21 protein-coding genes are annotated in these 19971 nt (G+C 70.8%); 8 read left to right on the top strand and 13 right to left on the bottom strand.

The window, feature by feature from the left end; translation table 11 throughout:
- Positions 1–5 precede the first annotated feature (5 nt).
- The 6 genes from mmsB to ACNNMR_RS23270 all read right to left on the bottom strand — a co-directional run bounded on the left by mmsB (position 6) and on the right by ACNNMR_RS23270 (position 7194).
- Entirely contained in the window at positions 6–1235 is a 1230-nt protein-coding gene (mmsB, locus tag ACNNMR_RS23295; protein WP_419996613.1) for a multiple monosaccharide ABC transporter permease, read from the bottom strand.
- 9 nt (positions 1236–1244) lie between these two features.
- Complete coding sequence (gene mmsA, locus ACNNMR_RS23290) at positions 1245–2828, bottom strand: multiple monosaccharide ABC transporter ATP-binding protein (RefSeq protein WP_419996612.1); 1584 nt, start codon at positions 2826–2828, stop codon at positions 1245–1247.
- Positions 2825–3946, bottom strand: a complete 1122-nt coding sequence (chvE, locus tag ACNNMR_RS23285; RefSeq protein ID WP_419996611.1) for a multiple monosaccharide ABC transporter substrate-binding protein — start codon at positions 3944–3946, stop codon at positions 2825–2827. The genes mmsA and chvE overlap by 4 nt, the downstream gene beginning before the upstream one ends.
- Before the next feature lie 7 nt (positions 3947–3953).
- Entirely contained in the window at positions 3954–4922 is a 969-nt protein-coding gene (locus tag ACNNMR_RS23280) for a hypothetical protein (protein WP_419996610.1), read from the bottom strand.
- A 62-nt stretch (positions 4923–4984) separates the two neighbouring features.
- A complete protein-coding gene (locus tag ACNNMR_RS23275; protein ID WP_419996609.1) occupies positions 4985–6034 on the bottom strand; it encodes a zinc-dependent alcohol dehydrogenase in 1050 nt (349 codons plus the stop codon).
- Complete coding sequence (locus ACNNMR_RS23270; protein WP_419996608.1) at positions 6031–7194, bottom strand: mandelate racemase/muconate lactonizing enzyme family protein; 1164 nt, start codon at positions 7192–7194, stop codon at positions 6031–6033. The genes ACNNMR_RS23275 and ACNNMR_RS23270 overlap by 4 nt, the downstream gene beginning before the upstream one ends.
- Before the next feature lie 163 nt (positions 7195–7357).
- Here ACNNMR_RS23270 and ACNNMR_RS23265 point away from each other — a divergent pair, with 163 nt between their 5' ends.
- The gene (locus ACNNMR_RS23265; RefSeq protein ID WP_419996607.1) at positions 7358–8125 is read left to right on the top strand and encodes an IclR family transcriptional regulator; all 768 of its coding nucleotides are present in this window, start codon (positions 7358–7360) and stop codon (positions 8123–8125) included.
- Between the two features lie 7 nt (positions 8126–8132).
- Here ACNNMR_RS23265 and ACNNMR_RS23260 read toward each other — a convergent pair whose 3' ends face one another.
- Genes ACNNMR_RS23260 through ACNNMR_RS23250 form a run of 3 tightly spaced genes read right to left on the bottom strand, consistent with a single transcriptional unit; the run spans position 8133 to position 10883 of the window.
- A complete protein-coding gene (locus tag ACNNMR_RS23260; RefSeq protein WP_419996606.1) occupies positions 8133–8843 on the bottom strand; it encodes a TrmH family RNA methyltransferase in 711 nt (236 codons plus the stop codon).
- 49 nt (positions 8844–8892) lie between these two features.
- On the bottom strand, positions 8893–10164 hold the full coding sequence (locus ACNNMR_RS23255) for an HTTM domain-containing protein (RefSeq protein WP_419996605.1): 1272 nt from the start codon (positions 10162–10164) through the stop codon (positions 8893–8895).
- A complete protein-coding gene (locus tag ACNNMR_RS23250) occupies positions 10161–10883 on the bottom strand; it encodes a DUF5819 family protein (RefSeq protein ID WP_419996604.1) in 723 nt (240 codons plus the stop codon). Before ACNNMR_RS23250 ends, ACNNMR_RS23255 begins: the two co-directional genes overlap by 4 nt.
- Before the next feature lie 175 nt (positions 10884–11058).
- Between ACNNMR_RS23250 and paaA the strand changes: the two genes are divergently transcribed.
- Genes paaA through ACNNMR_RS23220 form a run of 6 tightly spaced genes read left to right on the top strand, consistent with a single transcriptional unit; the run spans position 11059 to position 15722 of the window.
- Positions 11059–12018, top strand: a complete 960-nt coding sequence (paaA, locus tag ACNNMR_RS23245; protein ID WP_419996603.1) for a 1,2-phenylacetyl-CoA epoxidase subunit PaaA — start codon at positions 11059–11061, stop codon at positions 12016–12018.
- The gene (gene paaB, locus ACNNMR_RS23240; RefSeq protein WP_419996602.1) at positions 12015–12299 is read left to right on the top strand and encodes a 1,2-phenylacetyl-CoA epoxidase subunit PaaB; all 285 of its coding nucleotides are present in this window, start codon (positions 12015–12017) and stop codon (positions 12297–12299) included. Before paaA ends, paaB begins: the two co-directional genes overlap by 4 nt.
- Positions 12296–13003, top strand: a complete 708-nt coding sequence (gene paaC, locus ACNNMR_RS23235) for a 1,2-phenylacetyl-CoA epoxidase subunit PaaC (RefSeq protein ID WP_419996601.1) — start codon at positions 12296–12298, stop codon at positions 13001–13003. Before paaB ends, paaC begins: the two co-directional genes overlap by 4 nt.
- Positions 12997–13512, top strand: a complete 516-nt coding sequence (gene paaD, locus ACNNMR_RS23230; RefSeq protein WP_419996600.1) for a 1,2-phenylacetyl-CoA epoxidase subunit PaaD — start codon at positions 12997–12999, stop codon at positions 13510–13512. The genes paaC and paaD overlap by 7 nt, the downstream gene beginning before the upstream one ends.
- Complete coding sequence (locus ACNNMR_RS23225; RefSeq protein ID WP_419996599.1) at positions 13509–14573, top strand: 2Fe-2S iron-sulfur cluster-binding protein; 1065 nt, start codon at positions 13509–13511, stop codon at positions 14571–14573. The genes paaD and ACNNMR_RS23225 overlap by 4 nt, the downstream gene beginning before the upstream one ends.
- Before the next feature lie 54 nt (positions 14574–14627).
- Complete coding sequence (locus ACNNMR_RS23220) at positions 14628–15722, top strand: acyl-CoA dehydrogenase family protein (protein ID WP_419996598.1); 1095 nt, start codon at positions 14628–14630, stop codon at positions 15720–15722.
- Positions 15723–15748: 26 nt separating this feature from the next.
- Here the strand turns inward: ACNNMR_RS23220 and ACNNMR_RS23215 are convergent, their stop codons facing one another.
- From ACNNMR_RS23215 to ACNNMR_RS23200, 4 genes are all read right to left on the bottom strand, one after another.
- On the bottom strand, positions 15749–16093 hold the full coding sequence (locus ACNNMR_RS23215) for a rhodanese-like domain-containing protein (RefSeq protein ID WP_419996597.1): 345 nt from the start codon (positions 16091–16093) through the stop codon (positions 15749–15751).
- 10 nt (positions 16094–16103) lie between these two features.
- Complete coding sequence (locus ACNNMR_RS23210) at positions 16104–16892, bottom strand: J domain-containing protein (protein WP_419996596.1); 789 nt, start codon at positions 16890–16892, stop codon at positions 16104–16106.
- Between the two features lie 238 nt (positions 16893–17130).
- The gene (locus ACNNMR_RS23205; protein WP_419996595.1) at positions 17131–18693 is read right to left on the bottom strand and encodes a DUF2252 domain-containing protein; all 1563 of its coding nucleotides are present in this window, start codon (positions 18691–18693) and stop codon (positions 17131–17133) included.
- Positions 18694–18795: 102 nt separating this feature from the next.
- Complete coding sequence (locus ACNNMR_RS23200; RefSeq protein WP_419996594.1) at positions 18796–19371, bottom strand: TerD family protein; 576 nt, start codon at positions 19369–19371, stop codon at positions 18796–18798.
- Between the two features lie 203 nt (positions 19372–19574).
- Here ACNNMR_RS23200 and ACNNMR_RS23195 point away from each other — a divergent pair, with 203 nt between their 5' ends.
- Positions 19575–19961 (top strand): hypothetical protein, encoded by a 387-nt coding sequence (locus ACNNMR_RS23195; protein ID WP_419996593.1) that lies wholly within the window; start codon positions 19575–19577, stop codon positions 19959–19961.
- Positions 19962–19971: the final 10 nt, after the last annotated feature.

The raw sequence follows: 19971 nt of genomic DNA, 5'->3' as shown, positions 1-19971 counted from the left end.
GGGGCTTACTTCCCCGCGCGCCGCTTGTTCCAGATGTCGAAGCCGACGGCTGCCAGCAGCACCAGGCCCTTGATCACCTGCTGGTAGTCGGTGCCGATGCCGACCAGCGACATGCCGTTGTTCAGGACGCCCAGGACCAGGCCGCCGATGACGGCGCCCATGACGGTGCCGACGCCGCCGCTCATCGACGCGCCGCCGATGAACGACGCGGCGATGGCCTCGAGTTCGAAGTTGAGGCCGGCCTGCGGGGTTCCCGCGTTGAGCCGGGCCGCGTAGACGCAGCCGGCGAGCGCGGCCAGGACGCCCATGTTGACGAAGACGAGGAAGGTGACGCGCTTGTCCTTGACACCGGAGAGCTTGGCGGCGGCCTTGTTGCCGCCCATGGCGTACACATGCCGGCCGAGCACCGCGTTGCGCATGACGTAGCCGAGGAGGATCAGCAGTCCGCCCACGATCAGCATCACCACGGGCACGCCGTGGAAGCTGGCGAGGGTGAGCGTGAAGGCGACGACGGCGGCGGTGATCGCCACCAGCTTGGTCACCCACAGCCCGGTGGGCAGCACCTCGAGCTCGTACTGGACCTGGCGCCGGCGGTCGCTCCACTCGCGCAGCAGCAGGAAGACGATCGCGATGGCGCCGAGCACCAGCGTGGGGTTGTGGTACTGGGTGTACGGGCCCATCTCCGGGATGAAGCCCTTGGCGATGTTCTGGAAGCCCTCGGGGAAGGGCGCGAGGGACTGGCCTTCCAGCACGATCTGGGTGGCGCCGCGGAAGAGCAGCATGCCCGCCAGCGTCACGATGAAGGAGGGGATGCCTACGTAGGCGATGAAGAAGCCCTGCCAGGCGCCCGCGACGGCGCCGATCAGCAGCGACAGCACGAGCGCGAGCACCCATGGCATGTCGTGTTTGACCATCATCACCGCGGACATGGCGCCGACGAAGGCGACCAACGAGCCGACGGACAGGTCGATATGGCCGGCGATGATGACGATCATCATGCCCATGGCCAGGATCAGGATGTAGCCGTTCTGCTGGATCAGGTTGGAGACGTTGTTGGGCAGCAGCAGCGAGCCGTCGGTCCATATCTGGAACAGCACGACGATAAAGGCCAGGGCGATGAGCATGCCGTACTGGCGCATATTGGCGCGCATGCCGCGCAGCAGCACCGCGCCTGCCGAGAGCTGCTCCGCGGCCGCCGCGGGCGGGGAGTCCTTGGGGGTGGTTGTGGTGGTCATGGCGGAGCCTCAGCTTCTGTTCATGGTCATGTCGCCGGTCATGTCGCGGGTCATCAGGCGCATCAGCGCTTCCTGGCCGGCCTCCGCACGGTCGACCTCACCGGTCAGCCGCCCCTCGGCCATCGTGTAGATCCGGTCGCACATCCCGAGCAGTTCCTGCAGCTCGGACGAGATGAAGAGCACCGCCTTGCCCTCGGCGGCGAGCTTGTCGATGACCGCGTAGATCTCGAATTTGGCGCCGACGTCAATGCCGCGGGTGGGCTCGTCGAGGATCAGCACGTCGGGGTCGGAGTGGATCCATTTGCTGAGTACGACCTTCTGCTGGTTGCCGCCGGAGAGCCGGCCGACCTCCTCGAAGACCGTGGGGGCCTTGATGTTCATGCTGCCGCGGTAACGCTCGGCGACGGACCGCTCGTGGTGCTCGTCCACGACGCCGCGCCGCCGCATGCCGGAGAGCGACGGCAGCGAGATGTTGCGGTTGATGTCGTCGATGAGGTTGAGGCCGTACTGCTTGCGGTCCTCCGTCACGTACGCGATGCCGGCGTCGACGGCCGCGGGGACCGTCCTGGTCGACACCTCGCGGCCGCCGACCGCCACCGTCCCGGCCTCATAGACCCCGTAGGACCGGCCGAAGACCGACATCGCCAGCTCGGTGCGGCCCGCGCCCATCAGCCCGGCGACGCCGACGATTTCGCCGCGCCGGACGTTGAGCGATACGTCGTCGACCACCAGCCGGTGATGGTCGATGGGGTGGCGCACCGTCCAGCCGCGTACGGACAGCGCCTCCTCGCCCGCGTCAGGACCGGTGTACCGGGTCCGGTCCGGGAAGCGGTTTTCGAGGTCGCGCCCGACCATTCCGCGGATGATCCGGTCCTCGCTGAGCTCCGGCTCGGCGTCCGTCGACTCGCGCACCCGCAGCGTCTCGATCGTCTGACCGTCCCGCAGGATCGTCACCGAGTCGGCGATCTGCCGGATCTCGTTCAGCTTGTGGGAGATGATGATCGCCGCGATGCCCTGCTTGCGCAGCTGCACGATCAGTTCGAGGAGCTTCGCGCTGTCCTCGTCGTTCAGCGCGGCCGTCGGCTCGTCCAGGATGAGCAGCTTCACCTCCTTGGACAGCGCCTTGGCGATCTCCACCAGCTGCTGCTTGCCGACGCCCAGGTCGGCGACCGGCGTCTGCGGCTTCTCCCGCAGCCCGACCCGGCGCAGCAGCTCACCGGCCTTCCGCAAGGTGCCGTTCCAGTCGACGAGGCCGCGGGCGGTCCGCTGCTCGTTGCCGAGGAAGATGTTCTCGGCGATCGACAGATACGGCACCAGCGCCAGCTCCTGGTGGATGATCACGATGCCGTGCTTCTCGCTGGCGCGGATGTCCTTGAAGGCCACCGCCGAGCCCTCGAAGTGGATCTCTCCGTCGTACGAGCCGGCGGGATGCACCCCGCTCAGCACCTTCATCAGCGTCGACTTGCCGGCGCCGTTCTCACCGCAGATCGCGTGGATCTCCCCGGGGCGTACGGTCAGCTGCACATCAGAGAGCGCCTTGACCCCGGGAAAGGTCTTGGTGATGCCGCGCATCTCCAGTACGGGGCGCGTCACTTGAGCTGCCCTGCCGTGTAGTAGCCCTTGTCGACCAGGAGCTTGGCATTGTCCTTGTCGATGGAGACCGGATTCAGCAGATACGACGGGACGGTCTTCTTGCCGTTGTTGTAGTCATCGGTGTTGTTCACCTTGGGCTTCTTGCCCGTCAGCACCGCGTCGCCCATCTGCCGTGCCAGGGCGGCCAGCGTGCGGTTGTCCTTGAAGACGGTCTGGGTCTGCTGCCCCTTGACGATCGACTTCACCGACGCCAGCTCCGCGTCCTGCCCGGTCACCACCGGCAGCGGCTCCGCCTTCGTCCCGTAACCGGCGCTCTTCAGCGCGGAGATGATCCCCAGCGAGATGCCGTCGTACGGCGACAGCACCGCGTCGACCTTCGCCTCGCCGTAGTTCTTGGAGATCAGGTCGTCCATCCGCTTCTGCGCGGTGCCGCCGTCCCAGCGCAGCGTGGTGGCCTGGTTCATCTTCGTCTGCTTGCTGCGGACGACCAGCTGGCCGCTGTCCAGATACGGCTTCAGCACCTTCTGGGCGCCGGTCCAGAAGTACTTGGTGTTGTTGTCGTCCGGGGAGCCGGCGAAGAGCTCGATGTTGTACGACTCGTCCGCGTCCTTGTCCGGCTTGCCCAGCTTCAGCTTGTCGACGATGTACTGCGCCTGCAGCCGGCCGACCCGCTCGTTGTCGAAGGACGCGTAGTAGTCGACGTTCTTGGTGCCCAGGATCAGGCGGTCGTACGAGATCACGGGGATGTCCGCGTCGGCCGCCCGCTGCAGCACCTCGGTCAGCGCCGAGCCGTCGATCGCGGCGACGACCAGGAGCTTGCGCCCCTTGGTGATCATGTTTTCGAGCTGGGCGATCTGGTTCTCGACCTTGTCGTCGCCGAACTGCAGATCGGTCTTGTAACCCGCCTTCTTGAACTCGTTGGTCAGGTACTTGCCGTCGGCTATCCAGCGCTCCGACGACTTGGTCGGCATCGCGAGTCCGACGGTGCCGCCCTTGCCGTCATCCGCCTTGTAGCGGCTGCCGCCCTTGGCCTCCTGGCCGCAGCCGGTGAGGGTGACGGCGAGCAGAGCGCCCGCCGCCAGGGCGGTTGACGTCGTTGTCAGTGCTGTTCTGCGCATGGGGTGGTCAGTTCCCTTCGAGTACGGGGAAGCGGCGCAGCTCGCCCGGGAGCCGCGCGCCGAGCGGGGACATGCCGCCGGCCGCGCCGTGCCGGGCCAGCAGATCGAGGACGAGCCGCCCGCGGCGCACTCGCTCGCGCGCGGCGGCGAGGGTGACCTCGCGCACCTGCGCGCCGTACGGATAGATGCCGGGCGACTTGCTCAGCCCGAACTTCAGATAGAGCGGGGCGCCGCGGCGGATCAGCTCGGCGGCCTCGTACATCCGGATATAGCCGCCGAGGTCGTCCGGCGCCTCGACGTAAAGATCCATCGGCGCCGCGCTGACCTTGCGGATCTCGGTGAGGTGCGCGAGGGCCAGGTCGGACGGGATGTTCAGGGAGTCGGCGCCGAGCTGCTCGAAGACGGCGTACGAAGCGGGGTTCACCGGCCCGATGAGCGCCGAGACCTTGAAGGTGGTGTCGGCGGGCAGCACGCCGCGCGCCCGCAGCCGGTGCAGCGTCCACAGCACGCCTTCGTCGGCCACCAGCAGGCACTTCACGCCGAGTTCGGTCGCCCGCAGCGCATCCTCGACGCAGCCGGCGAGCGCGTCGTGCCCGCGGGCGCGCAGCCCGGCGCCGCCGGAGTCGGTACGGGTCGCGGCGCCGATGTCCCAGGTGCCGCGCGGCCCGGTGAACAGGCACAGTTCGATGTCCTGCGCGGCGCAGGCGTCGACCATGTCGGTGATCTCGTCATCGGTGAGCATCCACACGCCGCTGCCCTGGCTGATCCGGTGCACGGGGACGTCCAGGCGGGACGCCTCCTTCAGCACCGTGGCGAGCGCCTCTGGGCCCTCGACGGAGGGTATTTCCGTACGCCAGGTGCCGCCGTCGGGGAAGGCGTGCGGGGAGGCGTCCGCTTCGTGGAGTTCCGGGGCCCGGTGGCCGACTCCGGCGAGGGCGTCGGCGCCGGGGCGGCGGGGTTCTGAGGGGTGGGTCACGGGGCTCCTTCACTTGCTTTCATTCGAAACGCCGTAGCTGGTTGGTCAGCTGCAGGGCCCGGCTACGGCACCAGCAGCACCTTCCCGGTCTTCAGGTCGCCGCCGCCGACCAGCGCGATCGCCTCCGCGAACCGCTCCAGCGGCAGCTCGTGCGTCACCAGCGGCGCGGGGCGCAGCAGTCCGGTCCCGAAGGCCCGTACCGCATCGGTCCAGGCGGCGGACGGGGCGCCGAAGATGCTGCGGACGGTGAGCTGGCTGAGCGACAGGTGCACCGGGTCGATGCCCTCGGCGCCGGGCGTGAACATGCCGGTGAGCACCACCCGCCCGCCGCGCCGCGCCAGCCGGCACGAGGAGGCGGCGGTGCCGGGGGCGCCCGCCGTCTCCACGACGAGGTCGAAGCGGCCCTCGCAGGAGTCCGCGTCGCCCGGGGAGAGCGCCTCCGTGGCGCCGAAGTCGAGCGCTTGCCGGGCCCGTTCGGCGCGCGGGTCGATCACGGTGAGCTCGGCCGGTGAGTACGCGGCGAGCAGCTGCACCGCAAGCAGCCCGAGCGTGCCGGCGCCGACGACGGCGACCCGCTCGGCGGGCCGGGCCTCCGCGGCCCGTACCGCCGCGGCGCTCACCGCCGCCGGCTCCAGCAGCGCGGCGGCGCGCAGGTCGGCGTCGGCGGGCAGCAGGTGCAGCAGCCGGGCGGGCACGGTGAGGTGCTCGGCGAAGCCGCCCGGCTCGGTGAACCCGGTCTCCGCATAGCCCGCGGTACACAGGCTGGTCTCGCCGTAACGGCAGCGCTCGCAGACGCCACAGGCCCGGAAGCCCTCGGCGACGGTCTTACGGCCCACCAGGCCCGGGTCGATGCCCTCGCCGACCGCCTCGACGGTCCCGGACCACTCGTGCCCCGGCACCACCGGATAGCGGACATACGCGGCATCCCGGCGCCCGTCGTACAACTCCCGGTCGCTGGCGCAGATCCCGGCCGCGGCCACCCGCACCAGCACCTCGCCGGGCCGCGGCCGCGGCGTCTCCCGCTCGATCAGCCGGTGCGCGCCCGGCCGGTCGACGAGGACGGCCCGGCTGGAGGCCGCAGAGGCGGCAGAGGCCGCAGAGGCCGCACTCACTCCGGCTTCCTCCGCTCCCAGCCCTCGGCCCACAGGTCGAACCGGGCACGCTGCTGCGGGAATTCGGCCGCCGCGTCCACGTCGAGCTCCACGCCGAGGCCCGGCGCGTGGCTGATCTCGAAGCAGCCGGTCTCCGGGTCGATCTGCGGCGCCCCGGACACCACCTTCTTGATCTCCGCGTCCGCGAAGTCGTTGAAGTGCTCGAGGATCTTGAAGTTCGGGGTGCAGGCGGCGAGCTGCAGGGAGGCGGCGGTGAGCACGGAGCCGCCGACGTTGTGGGGCGCCACCAGCATGTAGTGCGTCTCGGCGGTCGCCGCCAGCTTCCGCGTCTCCAGGATGCCGCCGATGTGCCCGAGGTCGGGCTGGATGATGTCGGCGGCCTGCGACTCGAAGAGCTCGCGGAACTCGATGCGGTCGTGGATGCGTTCGCCGGTCGCGATCGGCATCTCGACCTTCTGGGCCACCTTTTCGAGCGCCTTGAGGTTCTCCGGCGGCACCGGCTCCTCCAGCCAGGCGGGCCGGTACGGGGCGAGTTCGCGGGCCAGCCGTACGGCCGTGGACGGGCTGAAGCGGCCGTGCATCTCCAGCATCAGCTCGGCGTCGGGGCCGATGGCGTCCCGTACCGCCTCGATGAGGGAGACCGCATAACGGGTCTGCTCCTGGTCGAGCTCGAAGTGCCCGGTGCCGAACGGGTCGATCTTCAGGGCCCGGTAGCCGCGCGCGATCACCTCGCGGGCGGCCGCGTGGTACGCCTCCGGGGTGCGCTCGGTGGTGTACCAGCCGTTCGCGTACGCCTTGACCTGGTCCGTCGCACCTCCTGCCCGGCCGCCGAGCAGCTGCCAGACGGGGACGCCGAGGGCCTTGCCCTTGATGTCCCAGCAGGCCATCTCGATGACGGCGATGCCGGACATGACGATCTCGCCGGCCCGGCCGTAGTCGCCGTACTTCATCCGCTTCACCAGGTCTTCCACGGCGAACGGGTCGGACCCGGCGATATGGTTGGCATCGGCTTCGCGGAGGTAGCCGACGAGCGCGTCGGTGTGGCCCAGCATGCGGGTCTCGCCGACGCCGGTCAGGCCTTCGTCGGTGTGGACGAGGACGTAGGTGAGGTTGCGCCAGGGGGTCCCGACGACGTGAGTGGTGATTCCGGTGATGCGCAAGGCAGCGTTCCCTTGGGCTCGTTCGAGATTTCGTCATGCGTTCGAAATGCTGGCGTGACCGTAATCAGCGTCAAGGGGGGTGTCAATGGTCTGCACACGGGTTAGCGTGTGTTCGTCATACCGACCATTGGTCGAGTTCCCGAACGAGGGTGGGTGAAGGGACATGGGCCGCCTCGTCCCCGCGGTGACCAGAGCGCTGGACATACTCGAGCTGTTCCTGCACGGCGACGGCACGCTGTCCGCCCCCGACATCGTGCAGAAGACCCAGCTCCCCCGGACCACGGTGCACGAGTTGGTGACCACTCTGGCGGCGCGCGCCTATCTCGCGCCCGTACCGGAGCAGCCGGGGCGCTATCGCCTCGGCGTACGGACGTACCAGCTCGGCAGCCGCTATGCCGAGCAGCTGGACCTCGCCGCCGAGGGGCAGCGGGTGGCGCGCGAGGTCGCGGACACGTGCGGCGAGACGGTGCACGTGGCGGTCCTGGAGGACGCCGACGTCATATACATCGCCAAGGTCGACTCCACGCACGCGGTGCGCATGGTCTCCGCGGCCGGCCGCCGGCTGCCCGCGCACTGCACCTCGGTAGGCAAGATGCTGCTCGCCTCGCTGCCCCCGGACGCGCTCGAAGAGCAGCTGGGCGGCCGCGAGCTGGAGGCGATGACCCCCAACAGCATCACCGACCCGGACAAGCTCCGCGCCGCCCTCGCCGGGATCCGCGAGGCGGGCATCGCGGCCGAGCACCAGGAGTCCAACCCGGACGTGAGCTGCGTGGCCGCGCCGGTACGGAGCCGGAGCGGGCGGGTCGTCGCGGCACTGTCGATCTCGGTGCCGGTGACGCGCTGGACCGAGGAGCGCGAGGGCGAGCTGGCGGAGCTGGCGGCGAAGGGGGCGAGCGATCTTTCGGGGCGGCTGGGGTATCGGGGGCATTGAGCCCGGTTTAGGCCCGGTCCCCACTCCAGTGGAAGAGCGCCATCGCCACGCTCGTAGCGAGGTTGTAGCTGGAGACCTGGGGGCGCATCGGCAGCGATACGAGCTGCGTGGCCTTGGCGCGCAACTCCTCCGAGATCCCGTGCCGTTCCGAGCCGAAGGCGAGCAGTGCACCGTCCGGAATGCGGACACCGCGGATGTCCTCGCCTTCAGGATCGAGGCCGTAGATCGGCCCGCCCGGGAGCTCGCCCAGCTCAAGGCGCTCCACGGCGGTCGCGTAGTGCAGCCCCGCCGCGCCCCGTACGGCATTGGCATGCCAGGGGTCGAGCGGGCCGGTGGTGACGACGCCCGCGGCGGCCATGCCGGCGGCGAGGCGGACGACGGCGCCGACGTTGCCGAGGTTGCGCGGCTGGTCGAGGACCACGACGGGGGCGGTGCGGTCCGGGCGGTTCATGGCGTGCAGATTGGCGGCGCGGCTGCGGCGGGCGGCGAGCGCGGCGACGCCGGTGGGGTGGGCGCGCGGGGCAAGCTCGCGCAGCGCCTGCGCCGGGGCCTCGACGAGGGTCTTGGCCACGGCGTCGGCGATATCCGGGGCGAGCTCTCTGGCCAGGGCCTCGGTGGCGGCTTTGTCGGTGGTCAGCGCCGTACGCACGTCCGCGCCGAAGCGCAGCGCGTGCTTGAGCGCGTGGAAGCCGTCGAGCAGCACCAGGTCCTTGGCCATGGCCGCCAGCTTATGAGCTCCGCTCCGGTCGGTGCACCGGCGGAGACGCTCAGTGCTCGGCGGCGGCCGACGACTCCCGCGCAGAGTCCCCGCCCTCCCGGGGGCCACGCCCCTTCCAGGCTATCCCGCCGCCCACCCCCGCCCCGAAGTTATCCACAGCCCGGCGCCGGGGCCCGAAGAACGCGTGACGCCCTGCCCCGACCCAGCCCCCTGCCCACACCAGGAAGACCGTCGGCAGGAACACCGCATCAGCCGCGATCATCGCGAGCGAGAAGAACGGCAGCCCCAGGATCACCGCGATCGACGCATGCTCGATGATCATCAGCGCCAGCAGCGCATTCTTGATCCGCCGGTTGAAGACCGTGAACGGGAACGCCACCTGCACGATCACGGTCCCGTACGTGATGATCATGACCATCGTGCCGCTGCCGGCCAGCGCGTCGGACAGCGCCGGCCAGGGGGTGAAGTAATCGAGGTGCAGGGGGTAGTGCAGCGCCGTGCCGTCCTGCCAGAGGGAGCCCTGGACCTTGTACCAGCCGGCGGTGGCGTACACGAAGACCACCTGGACCATGATGATCAGCAGGCCCGCGTTGTGCCCCAGGTTGGCGAGCTGATCGAGGACCGTACGCGGCTCGCCGGGCCAGACCCGCTGGACCATCCACCACACGGCCTGCACCAGCCAGAGGCCCCAGAAGATCAGCGCCCAGCCCCAGCTGAGGTTGCCGAGGAGGGTGGCGGCGATCAGGACGAGGCCGAGGGCCGACCAGAGGGCGACGCCGATGGCGTCGCGGGGCGGGGAGCCGGCTGTTTCTTTACGGGCGGCGCGGCGGGCGTCGAGCGACCAGACCTGGCCGCAGCGGGTGATGACGAGATAGGCCGCCACCAGGTGGATGACATTGTCGCCACCGTCGCCCATGAAGACGCTGCGGTTCTGCAGCGACAGCACGCTGACCATGAACAGCACGGACATCGTCCGGGTCCGCCAGCCGAGCATCAGCCCCAGGCTCGCGAGCACCGCGAGCGCGTACACAAGCTCGAAGAAGCCGTCCGAGTCCGACCACATCAGGACCGTGAAGGCGTCGTTGGTGCTGATCAGCTGCTCGGCCAGGTGGTGGCTCCAGGGCGAGTCGGGCCCGTACAGCTCCTGCCGGTGCGGGAACTCGCGCAGCAGGAACAGCAGCCAGGTCAGCGCGAAGCCGATGCGCACGACGGCGGTCTGGTACGGGCCGAGGGCGTGCTGGGTGACGCGCTCGATGCCGCGGTTCAGGGCGCGCGCGACGCGGACTTCGAGCTCGGGGGTGGTGGTCCCGTTGCCGCTCACTGGCTCACCTCCCAGGTGCCCCACGTCTTACGGTCGCCCTTCTGCAGGTCCTCGGTGGTCACCTGCCACCAGGGCAGCTGCCGGTACGTCGTCTCGGTGGCGCGCTTCTCCTTGCTCCACTCCGGCGCCGCGAGGGGCGTCACCGCGCCGCGCAGCTGGATGGACTGCACCTTGCCGTCGTTGAGTACGGGGCCGAAGCGCAGCATCACGATCCGCTTGAGGTACTGCTCGGCGAGCTCGCCGCGGAGGCCGTTGGGGCGGTTCTTCGCGTCGTGGGTGTTGATGAAGTAGTCCCAGGACCTGCGGAGCTCGTTCTGCTCGGTGTGCGAGGGGGCCGGGTTGTGCAGGATCGCGTCGGCGTCCTGCGCCGAGAGGTTGACCCAGGCGGTCTGCTCGGTGGAGCCGTCCTTCTTCTGGACCTCGGCGCGGACCTCGACGTCGATGTTCTGCTGCAGCGGGTTGGGGGCGAAGAGCTTCCAGTTCTGCTCGAACTCCGGCAGCACCCAGCCGTCGATGGCCTCTTTGTGCTGCTTGCTGACCGTGTTCGGGGGTGTGACGTACAGGAAGATCATGCCGAGGTGCACGGCCGTGGCGATGGCGACGGCCGCGACGGCGATCGCGAGGATCACGCGCGCGGTCAGCGAAAGGCCGTCCCGCGGATCGTCCGCCGGGCCTTCCGCTTCGGATATGCCGGACTCGTCCGGCGCTCGCGACTCCATACCCCCGACTACCTCACAGCCTGTGGTCATCAGCTCACTGCCGACTCGGTCGGCACGCTACCCCCCGGCGCCCCACCCGCGCAGGGCCGACGGGGCATTCTGGCCTTGACAGGGTACGAGGCCACACCCGACCATGGAACCGAACGATCGGTCGGTCGGTGCGAGGGGGCATGCGATGACGGTGATCACGGAGGATCCGGGCGCGATGTTCGACGCGGCCGTGGCCGCTGACGAGCGCATAGAGCCGCGCGACTGGATGCCGGACGGCTATCGGGCCACCCTGATCCGCCAGATCGCCCAGCACGCCCACTCCGAGATCATCGGCATGCAGCCGGAGGCGAACTGGATCACCCGCGCCCCGTCCCTGCGCCGCAAGGCGATCCTGATGGCCAAGGTCCAGGACGAGGCGGGCCACGGGCTGTATCTCTACAGCGCCGCAGAAACCCTCGGCGCCGGCCGCGACGAACTGCTCGACAAGCTGCACTCGGGCCGCCAGAAGTACTCCTCGATCTTCAATTACCCCACCCTGACCTGGGCGGACGTCGGCGCTATCGGCTGGCTGGTGGACGGCGCCGCGATCATCAACCAGGTGCCGCTGTGCCGCTGCTCCTACGGCCCGTACGCCCGGGCGATGGTCCGCATCTGCAAGGAGGAGTCCTTCCACCAGCGGCAGGGGTACGAGCTGCTGCACACCCTCAGCAAGGGCACGGCCGAGCAGCATGCGATGGCGCAGGACGCGGTGGACCGGTGGTGGTGGCCGTCGCTGATGATGTTCGGGCCGCCGGACGACGAGTCGGCGCATTCGGCGCAGTCCATGGCCTGGAAGATCAAGCGGCATTCCAATGACGAGCTGCGGCAGCGCTTCGTGGACATCTGCGTGCCGCAGGCGGAGATCCTCGGGCTGACGCTGCCGGACCCGGACCTGAAGTGGAACGAGGAGCGCGGACAGCACGACTTCGGCGAGATCGACTGGTCGGAGTTCAAGGAAGTGCTGCGCGGCAATGGGCCCTGCAATGAGCAGCGGATCACCCAGCGGCGGCAGGCGCATGAGGACGGCGCGTGGGTGCGCGAGGCGGCGGCCGCCTATGCGGTGAAGCATGGTGATCACGTCGATCACGGAGAGGCGGGCGCATGACCTCGGACTGGCCCCTGTGGGAGGTCTTCGTACGCAGCCGGCGCGGGCTGTCGCACGTACACGCCGGGTCGCTGCACGCGCCCGATGCCGCGATGGCGCTGCGCAATGCCCGCGATCTGTATACGCGGCGCCAGGAGGGCGTCTCGGTGTGGGTGGTGCCGTCGGCGGAGATAGCCGCGTCGTCGCCGGACGAGCGGGACCCGTTCTTCGAGCCGGCGGCGGATAAGCCGTATCGGCATCCGACCTTTTACGAGCTGCCGGACGGGGTGAAAAACCTGTGAGCGCAGCTCTGTGTCTCGGGGACGATGCGCTGGTTCTGTCGCACCGCCTCGGCGAGTGGGCCGGGCACGCGCCCGTACTGGAAGAGGAGGTCGCGCTGGCGAATATCGCGCTCGACCTGCTCGGGCAGGCGCGGGTGCTGCTGTCTCTCGTCGGCGATGAGGACGAGCTCGCCTACCGGCGCGAGGAGCGGGCCTTCCGTAACGCCCAGCTGGTCGAGCAGCCGAACGGGGACTTCGCGCAGACCATCGCGCGGCAGCTGTACTTCTCGGCGTATCAGGAGCTGCTGTACGGGCAGTTGGCCGGGCTTCCCGACAGCCCGTACGCGCCGCTGGCGGGGAAGGCGGTCAAGGAGGTGGCGTACCACCGCGACCACGCGGAGCACTGGACGCTGCGGCTCGGCGACGGCACGGCCGAGAGCCATGAGCGGATGCAGCGCGGCCTTGATGCGCTGTGGCGGTATACGGGTGAGCTGTTCCGGCCGGTCGAGGGCGTGGACGGGGTCGACTGGGCGGCGCTGCAGGGGGCTTGGCGCGCGCGGATCGAGGATGTCGTCGGGCGGGCCACGCTCCGGCTGCCCGAGGGGTCGGACGGCTCCACCTGGACCGCGGGCGGCGGGCGGCAGGGTGTGCACACCGAATCGTTCGGGCGGATGCTCGCCGAGATGCAGCATCTGCACCGCAGCCACCCGGGGGCGACATGGTGACGGACGCCGGGCTCACCGAGCTCGAGCAGCGGCTGCGGGAGCTGGCGGGCGCCGTCCCGGACCCGGAGCTGCCGGTGATCAGCCTGGCCGAGCTCGGCGTGCTGCGGCGGGTGCATGTGTACGGGCCCGGGCGGGTGGAGGTCGAGCTGACGCCGACGTACACCGGCTGCCCGGCGATCGAGGCGATGGCCGCCGACATCCAGCAGGTGCTGCGCGAGCGGGGCGGCGTGGAGCAGGTGACGGTCCGGACGGTGCTGTTCCCGGCGTGGACGACGAACGACATCACGGCGGAGGGCCGCAGGAAGCTCGCCGAGCACGGGGTGGCGCCGCCGCGGGTTTCGCGTGAACCGGCGGGTCCGGTTCCGGTTGAGCTGGGTTCGATCCGGTGCCCGCACTGCGGCTCGGGGCGTACGAAGCTCCTGTCCCGCTTCTCGTCCACCGCCTGCAAGGCACTGCGGCGGTGCGAGGACTGCCAGGAGCCGTTCGACCACTTCAAGGAGCTGACGTGACGGCCGGATTCCACGCGCTCAAGGTCGCCGATGTGCGCCGGCTGACGGACGACGCGGTCGCGGTCACCTTCGCGGTGCCGCCGGAGCTGCGGGCGGCGTACGGCTTCCAGGCCGGGCAGCACCTGGCGCTGCGCCGGAGCGACGAGGCCGCGGGGGCGGTCCGGCGGACGTACTCGATCTGCTCGCCGGCCTGCGCGGATCCCGCCGAACTCACCGTGGGCGTGCGGCAGGTGGCGGGCGGCGAGTTCTCTCCGTACGTCACGGAGGAGCTCGCCGCGGGGGAGACCCTCGAGGTGATGACCCCGGCCGGGCGCTTCGGGCTGCGCGGGGAGCGGGCCGGCGGCGGGCACTACGCGGCGGTGGTGGGCGGCAGCGGGATCACGCCGGTGCTGTCGATCGCGGCGACGCTGCTGGACGCCGATCCGCAGGCGCGGTTCACGCTGATCCGCAGCGACCGGACGGCGGCTTCGGTGATGTTCCTCGACGAGGTGGCGGATCTCAAGGACCGGTGGCCGGAGCGCTTCCAGCTGGTGCAGACGCTGTCGCGGGAGGAGATGCAGACCGGGCTGCCTTCGGGGCGGCTCGACGAGGAGCGGCTGACCGGGCTGCTGCCGGCGCTGCTGCCGGTCGGCGCTGTGCAGGGTTGGTTTCTGTGCGGACCGTACGGGCTGGTGCAGTCTGCGGAACGGGCGCTTCGTGGGCTCGGCGTGAAGCGCGGGCGGATCCATGAGGAGATCTTCCATGTCGGGGAGACGGCTCCCGTGGAGCTGCCGGAGGCGCCTGAGCACAGTGCGGTGGCGGCCACCTTGGGCGGGCGGTCCGGGAGTTGGCCGGTGCGGGCGGGCGAATCGCTGCTGGAGGCGGTGCTGCGGAATCGCTCCGATGCGCCGTACGCGTGCAAGGGCGGGGTGTGCGGCACGTGCCGGGCGTTCCTGGTCGACGGCGAGGTGCGGATGGAGCGGAACTTCGCGCTGGAGCCGGACGAGCTGGAGTCGGGGTATGTGCTGGCGTGCCAGTCGCATCCGGTGACGGAGCGGGTGGAGCTGGACTTCGACAGGTGATCGGGGGCTGCGCGGGGCTTCCACCTTTGTAGAACCTGTTCTACCTTGCGCGCCATGGACTTCACCTTCACCGAGGAGCAGCAGGCGGCGGCCGAGGCGGCGAAGGCCGTGTTCTCCGGCGTGAAGCCGGACGCCGTGCCCAGCCCGTCCCACACCGCAGGCCCCGTGGCCGACGACTTCGACCGCCCGCTGTGGCGCAAGCTCGCCGAATCCGACCTGACCGGGCTCGTCCTGGACGAGCGCTACGGCGGCTCGGGCCTCGACATCACCGCGCTCTGCCTGGCGCTGCGCGAGGCGGCCGGGCCGCTGGCCCGGGTCCCGCTGCTGGAGACGGCCGCGGCGGCGCTCGCGCTGCAGCGCTACGGCGACGACGAGCTGTGCGCGGAGCTGCTGCCGCAGGTGGTGCGCGGCGAGTACGTGCTGACCGCGGCCACCGCGGGCCGTACCGGACACGGGCCCGCCGAACTCGCCGTCACCGCTCGCGAGGACGGCGACGGCTGGGTGCTGGACGGCGTGCACACCGCGGTGCCGTGGGCGCAACAGGCCGACGCGATCGTGCTGCCCGCGCATGTGGGGGAGTCGGGCCGGCCGGTGCTGGCCCTGGTCCGCGGCAGCAGCACCGGCGTCACGCTCACCGACCAGGTGACGACCACCGGCGAGCGCCTGGCGGAGGTGCGCCTCGACGCCGCCCGCCCCGATGCGGTGCTGACGGCGGACGGCGCGTGGGAGTGGCTGCGCGCCGTACTGACGGTGGGCACCTGCGCGCAGGCGCTCGGGCTCGGGCAACGGGTGCTGGACATGACCAGCGAATACGCGGCCAAGCGCGAGCAGTTCGGATACCCGATCGCGACCTTCCAGGCCGTGGCGGTGCAGGCCGCGGACCGCTTCATCGACCTCAAGGCGATGGAGGCCACGCTGTGGCAGGCGGTCTGGCGGCTGAAGCCGGCGGATGTCGCGGTGGCCAAGATCTGGGCGGCCGAGGGCGTACGCCGCACGGTGCAGACCGCGCAGCACCTGCACGGCGGCTTCGGCGCGGACACGGACTACCCGCTGCACCGCTACCACGCCTGGGCCAAGCAGCTGGAGCTGTCGCTCGGCCCGGCGTCGGCGCACGAGGAGGAGCTCGGGGAGCTGCTGGCGGCGGAGTAGCGGGGGCTACGAGAGGGTGAGCCGGCTCAGAGGACCGTGCCCGGCTCGCCCTTGTCCGTGACCACCTTGCGGCCCGCGGCGGCCCAGTGCTCCATGCCGCCCGCGACGTTCACCGCGTCGATGCCCTGCTGCGCCAGGTACATCGTGACCTGCGCGGAGCGGCCGCCGACGCGGCAGATGACATGGATGCGGCCGTCCTGCGGGGCCGCCTCGGTCAGCTCGCCGATCCGGGCGACGAACTCGCTCATCGGAATGTGCAGCGCGCCCTCGGCATGCCCCGCCTGCCACTCGTCGTCCTCTCGGACATCCAGCAGGAAGTCGGCGTCGGTGAGCTCGTCGACGGTGACGGTGGGAACCTGGCCAGAATTCATGCCGACGACGCTACCCGACGAGCTCCGCGAGCTTCGCCTCGCGCTCGGCGACCCGGGCCAGCAGCTCCTCGGCGATCTCCTCGATCAGCTGGTCCGGATCGTCCGGCGCCATCTTCAGCATCTGCCCGATGGCGCTCTCCTCCAGCGTCGCCGCGGCCCTGGCCAGCACCTCCTTGCGCTCCGCCAGCCACTCCAGCTGCGCGTACAGCTCCTCGCTGCGGCTCGGCTTCGCCTCCGGCGGCGGGGGCCCCGCCTCCCACTCCTCGGTGAGCGCGCGCAGCAGCTCCTCGTCGCTGTTCGCGTACGCCTGATTGACCCGGGTGATGAACTCGCCGCGCCGCTCCCGCTCGGCGTCGTCCGTGGCCAGGTCCGGGTGCGCCTTGCGGGCGAGGTCGCGGTACAGCTTCCGGGCGGCGTCGCTGGGCCGGACCCGCGGCGGCGACTGCGCCGACTGGTCGGTGAGCATCGCGGCGGCCTCCGGGGCGATGCCGTCGGAGTCCATCCAGCCACCGAACAGCTCCTCGACGGAGGGCATCGGCTGTACGAGGCCGCGCAGTTGCTCTGCGCGGCGGAGGTCCTCCGGGTCGCCGGAGCGGGCGGCCTCCGCCTCGGCGATCTGCGCGTCGAGCTCGTCGAGGCGGCTGTACATCGGGCCGAGGCGCTGGTGGTGCAGTCGGGAGAAGTTGTCGACCTCGATGCGGAAGGTCTCTACGGCGACCTCGTATTCGATCAGGGCCTGCTCTGCGGTCCTGACCGCGCGTTCCAGGCGTTCGGTGGGGCTGGGGTCGGTCTCGGTCACTCCGCCAGCGTATGGCCTTCCGGCCGGGGGTGGCGTTGGTGGGTGGGTGTGTGGTGTGCGGTGGGTGCGCCTCGTTGGTCTCGGTGCGGGTTGGGTGGGGCGGCTGCGCGAAACGTCCCGGGCCAGCCCGTCCCGCCTTGCGGGACGCCCTCCCCCGGAGAGGCGGCACGTCCGTCCCCGGAGAGGCGGCGCGTCCGTCCCCGGAGAGGCGGGACGCTCGGCCCCGGCGTGGTTTGGGTTAGGCGCCCAGTTCTGCCGGGAGGCGGCCTGACTTGATGCTGTGGAGGAGTTCTGCGTGGTCGGATTCGACGCCGTCGGCGTAGGTGACCGCGAAGGTGGCTATTGCTTCGTCCAGGGCCTCGGACTTGCCGGCGTAGCCGGATATTTCCCTTGGGTCTGCTGTGTGGGCGTGGGCTCTCGCCAGGAGGGCGCCGGTCATGCGGGCATAGTCGTCTATTTGGTCGGCGGACAGGGCGGCTGGGTCGACGCTGCCCTTGCGGTTGCGGAACTGGCGGACCTGGTAGGGACGGGTGTCGATGGTGGTCCAGCCCAGGAGGCTGTCGCTGACTACCTGCATGCGCTTCTGGCCCAGGATTATGCGGCGGCCTTCATGGCCGCTGTAGTCATTCGGGAGGACCGACGGGCGGGCCTCCTTCACTTGCAGGACGAGCGGCTCGCCGCGGTGGTCGAGGAGCAGCACCACGTACGAGCGCGTGCCCACGCTGCCCGTGCCCACGACGCGGAAAGCGACGTCGTGGACCGCATACCGGGCGAGGAGCGGGTGGCGGTCCTCCGGGAGGGTGCGCAGATATCCCGCGAGGGAGCCGGCCACCGATGCCGCCTCCGCGTCCGGGACCCGGCGCAGCACCGGCGGCGCGCCCGTGAAGCGCCGGGAGCCGTCCGCGAGCACCTCCGTGGCGCCCGCGGCGAACTTCGCGCTGGTATTGCGGCGGGCCTTCTCCGCGACCCGGTCCAGGGTGCCGGCGAGGTCGCGGGCGTCCGTGTGCGAGACGAGCTCCTCGTCGGCGATCGCATTCCAGGCCTCGAGGACGGGCAGCTTGGACAGCCAGCGCATCGTGCGCCGATACGCACCGGCGGCGTCCTGGGCCGCCCCGCGGCAGGCGTCCTCGTCGGCGCCGGCCTCGCGGCCCGCGAGGACGAGTGAGGCGGCGAGGCGCTTGAGGTCCCACTCCCAGGGGCCGGGGGCCGTCTCATCGAAGTCGTTCAGGTCGATGACCAGGCGGCCGCGGGCGTCGCCGTAGAGCCCGAAGTTCGCGGCGTGGGCATCGCCGCAGAGCTGGGCGCGGATGCCTGTGTGGGGGAGGGCCGCCAGGTCGTACGCCATCAGCCCGGCCGAGCCGCGCAGGAAGGCGAACGGGGTGGCCGCCATGCGGCCGACGCGCAGCGGCACGAGCTCGGGCAGCCGCCCGGCATTGGAGGCCTCGACCGCCACCTCCACGGATGGCCTCTCGGCCCCGCGCCGCGCCTGCGCATGCGCCTCGCGCGACAGCCGCTCCCGGACCGCCTTCCCGTCGCGCTTCGGCGAGCGCGCGCGGCGCGCGTCGGCGAAGCCGGGAATCGCGCCGCCGCGCTGGCCGGGGATGGCGGCCTTGCCGGCCGGGGCGCCCGCGCTGGCCGCGCCGCCGCCGCGGGATCGCTGGCCCTGGCCGCCAGCCCTGCCTGCGGCCCCCTCCGCGCCACTCGCCGCTGCGCCGCTCGCACCCACCGTGCCCGCCGCGCGCCCGGCACCTCTCACGCCCACCACGCGCCCCGTGCCTTCCGCGCCCGCCGTCTCCGCCATGGCTGCCTCCCCCGCCTCGGCCCTGCCGCCCACCCGATGCCGCAAAAATTTACAGGGCCGTGCGGCGGTGCCGCACGGCCCTGTGGATAACTTCGTTTGGCGTTAGAGGTTCACGCCGAAGTCCTGCGCGATGCCGCGGAGGCCCGAGGCGTAGCCCTGGCCGACGGCGCGGAACTTCCACTCCGCGCCGTTGCGGTACAGCTCGCCGAAGACCATCGCGGTCTCGGTCGAGGCGTCCTCGCTCAGGTCGTAGCGGGCGATCTCGCTGTTGTCCGCCTGGTTCACGACGCGGATGAAGGCGTTACGGACCTGGCCGAAGCTCTGCTGGCGGGTCTCGGCGTCGTAGATCGACACCGGCACGACGATCTTCTCGATCTCGGCCGGCACGCCCGCGAGGTTGACCTTGATCTGCTCGTCGTCGCCCTCGCCCTCACCCGTGAGGTTGTCCCCGGTGTGCTCCACGGAGCCCTCCGGGGTCTTGAGGTTGTTGAAGAAGATGAAGTGCTTGTCGGAGACGACCTTGCCGTCGGCGCCCGTGCACAGCGCGCTCGCGTCGAGGTCGAAGTCCGCACCGGTGGTGGTACGGACATCCCAGCCCAGCCCGACGATGACGCCGGTCAGGCCGGGGGCCTCCTTGGTCAGCGATACGTTTCCGCCCTTGGAGAGGCTGACACCCATGTTGGCTTCCCTGCACAATCCGGCGCGGGTCGCGCCTCTTGACGATCCTTTTACCCATGGGTCCAACGAGCGGGTGCGAGGTCGGGTTCCCCCGAATTTCCCGACGACTTTTCCGGTGTGCTTCAAGGTCGCGGCCTGATCACTATGTGTTCCAATGGATGCCGGTCAGAAACCGGCAGGAACAGCAGGAACAGGAACTCGCGATGCCCATTCCCACGCTGCGCGCCACGGCGCGTGCGCTGCTGGGCGTGCTGGCGATCCTGTTCGCGCTGCAGCTGGGACAGGCGGCGGGCGCCACGGCTGCGGACACCGCCCCTGCGCCCCGTATCGCGGCATCCTCGCAGGTCACGGCCCCCGAGCAGACCGCAGCCCCCGACGACGGCACCGACCGCCCGGGCTGCAAGAAGACCCCGGGCGCCGCCCAGCACGCCGTCCCCAGCACCCGCGCCGGCGGCGAGCACGCGACCGCGCTGGGGGTTCCGGGCATCGCGGCCGCCGAAGAAGCCGCGCCGCCGCCCGAGCCCACGCGCGTACAAGGGCGGACGGTCCCCGCTCCGGTCCTGAGTCAGCTGTCGGTGCTGCGGCTATAGCGGTGGGCGG

It is taken from the genome of Streptomyces boninensis (assembly GCF_048572725.1).
Lineage (GTDB): Bacteria > Actinomycetota > Actinomycetes > Streptomycetales > Streptomycetaceae > Streptomyces > Streptomyces boninensis.
The sequence above is the reverse complement of the archived record's forward strand: the minus strand, read 5'-3'. Positions and strand labels throughout refer to the sequence as shown.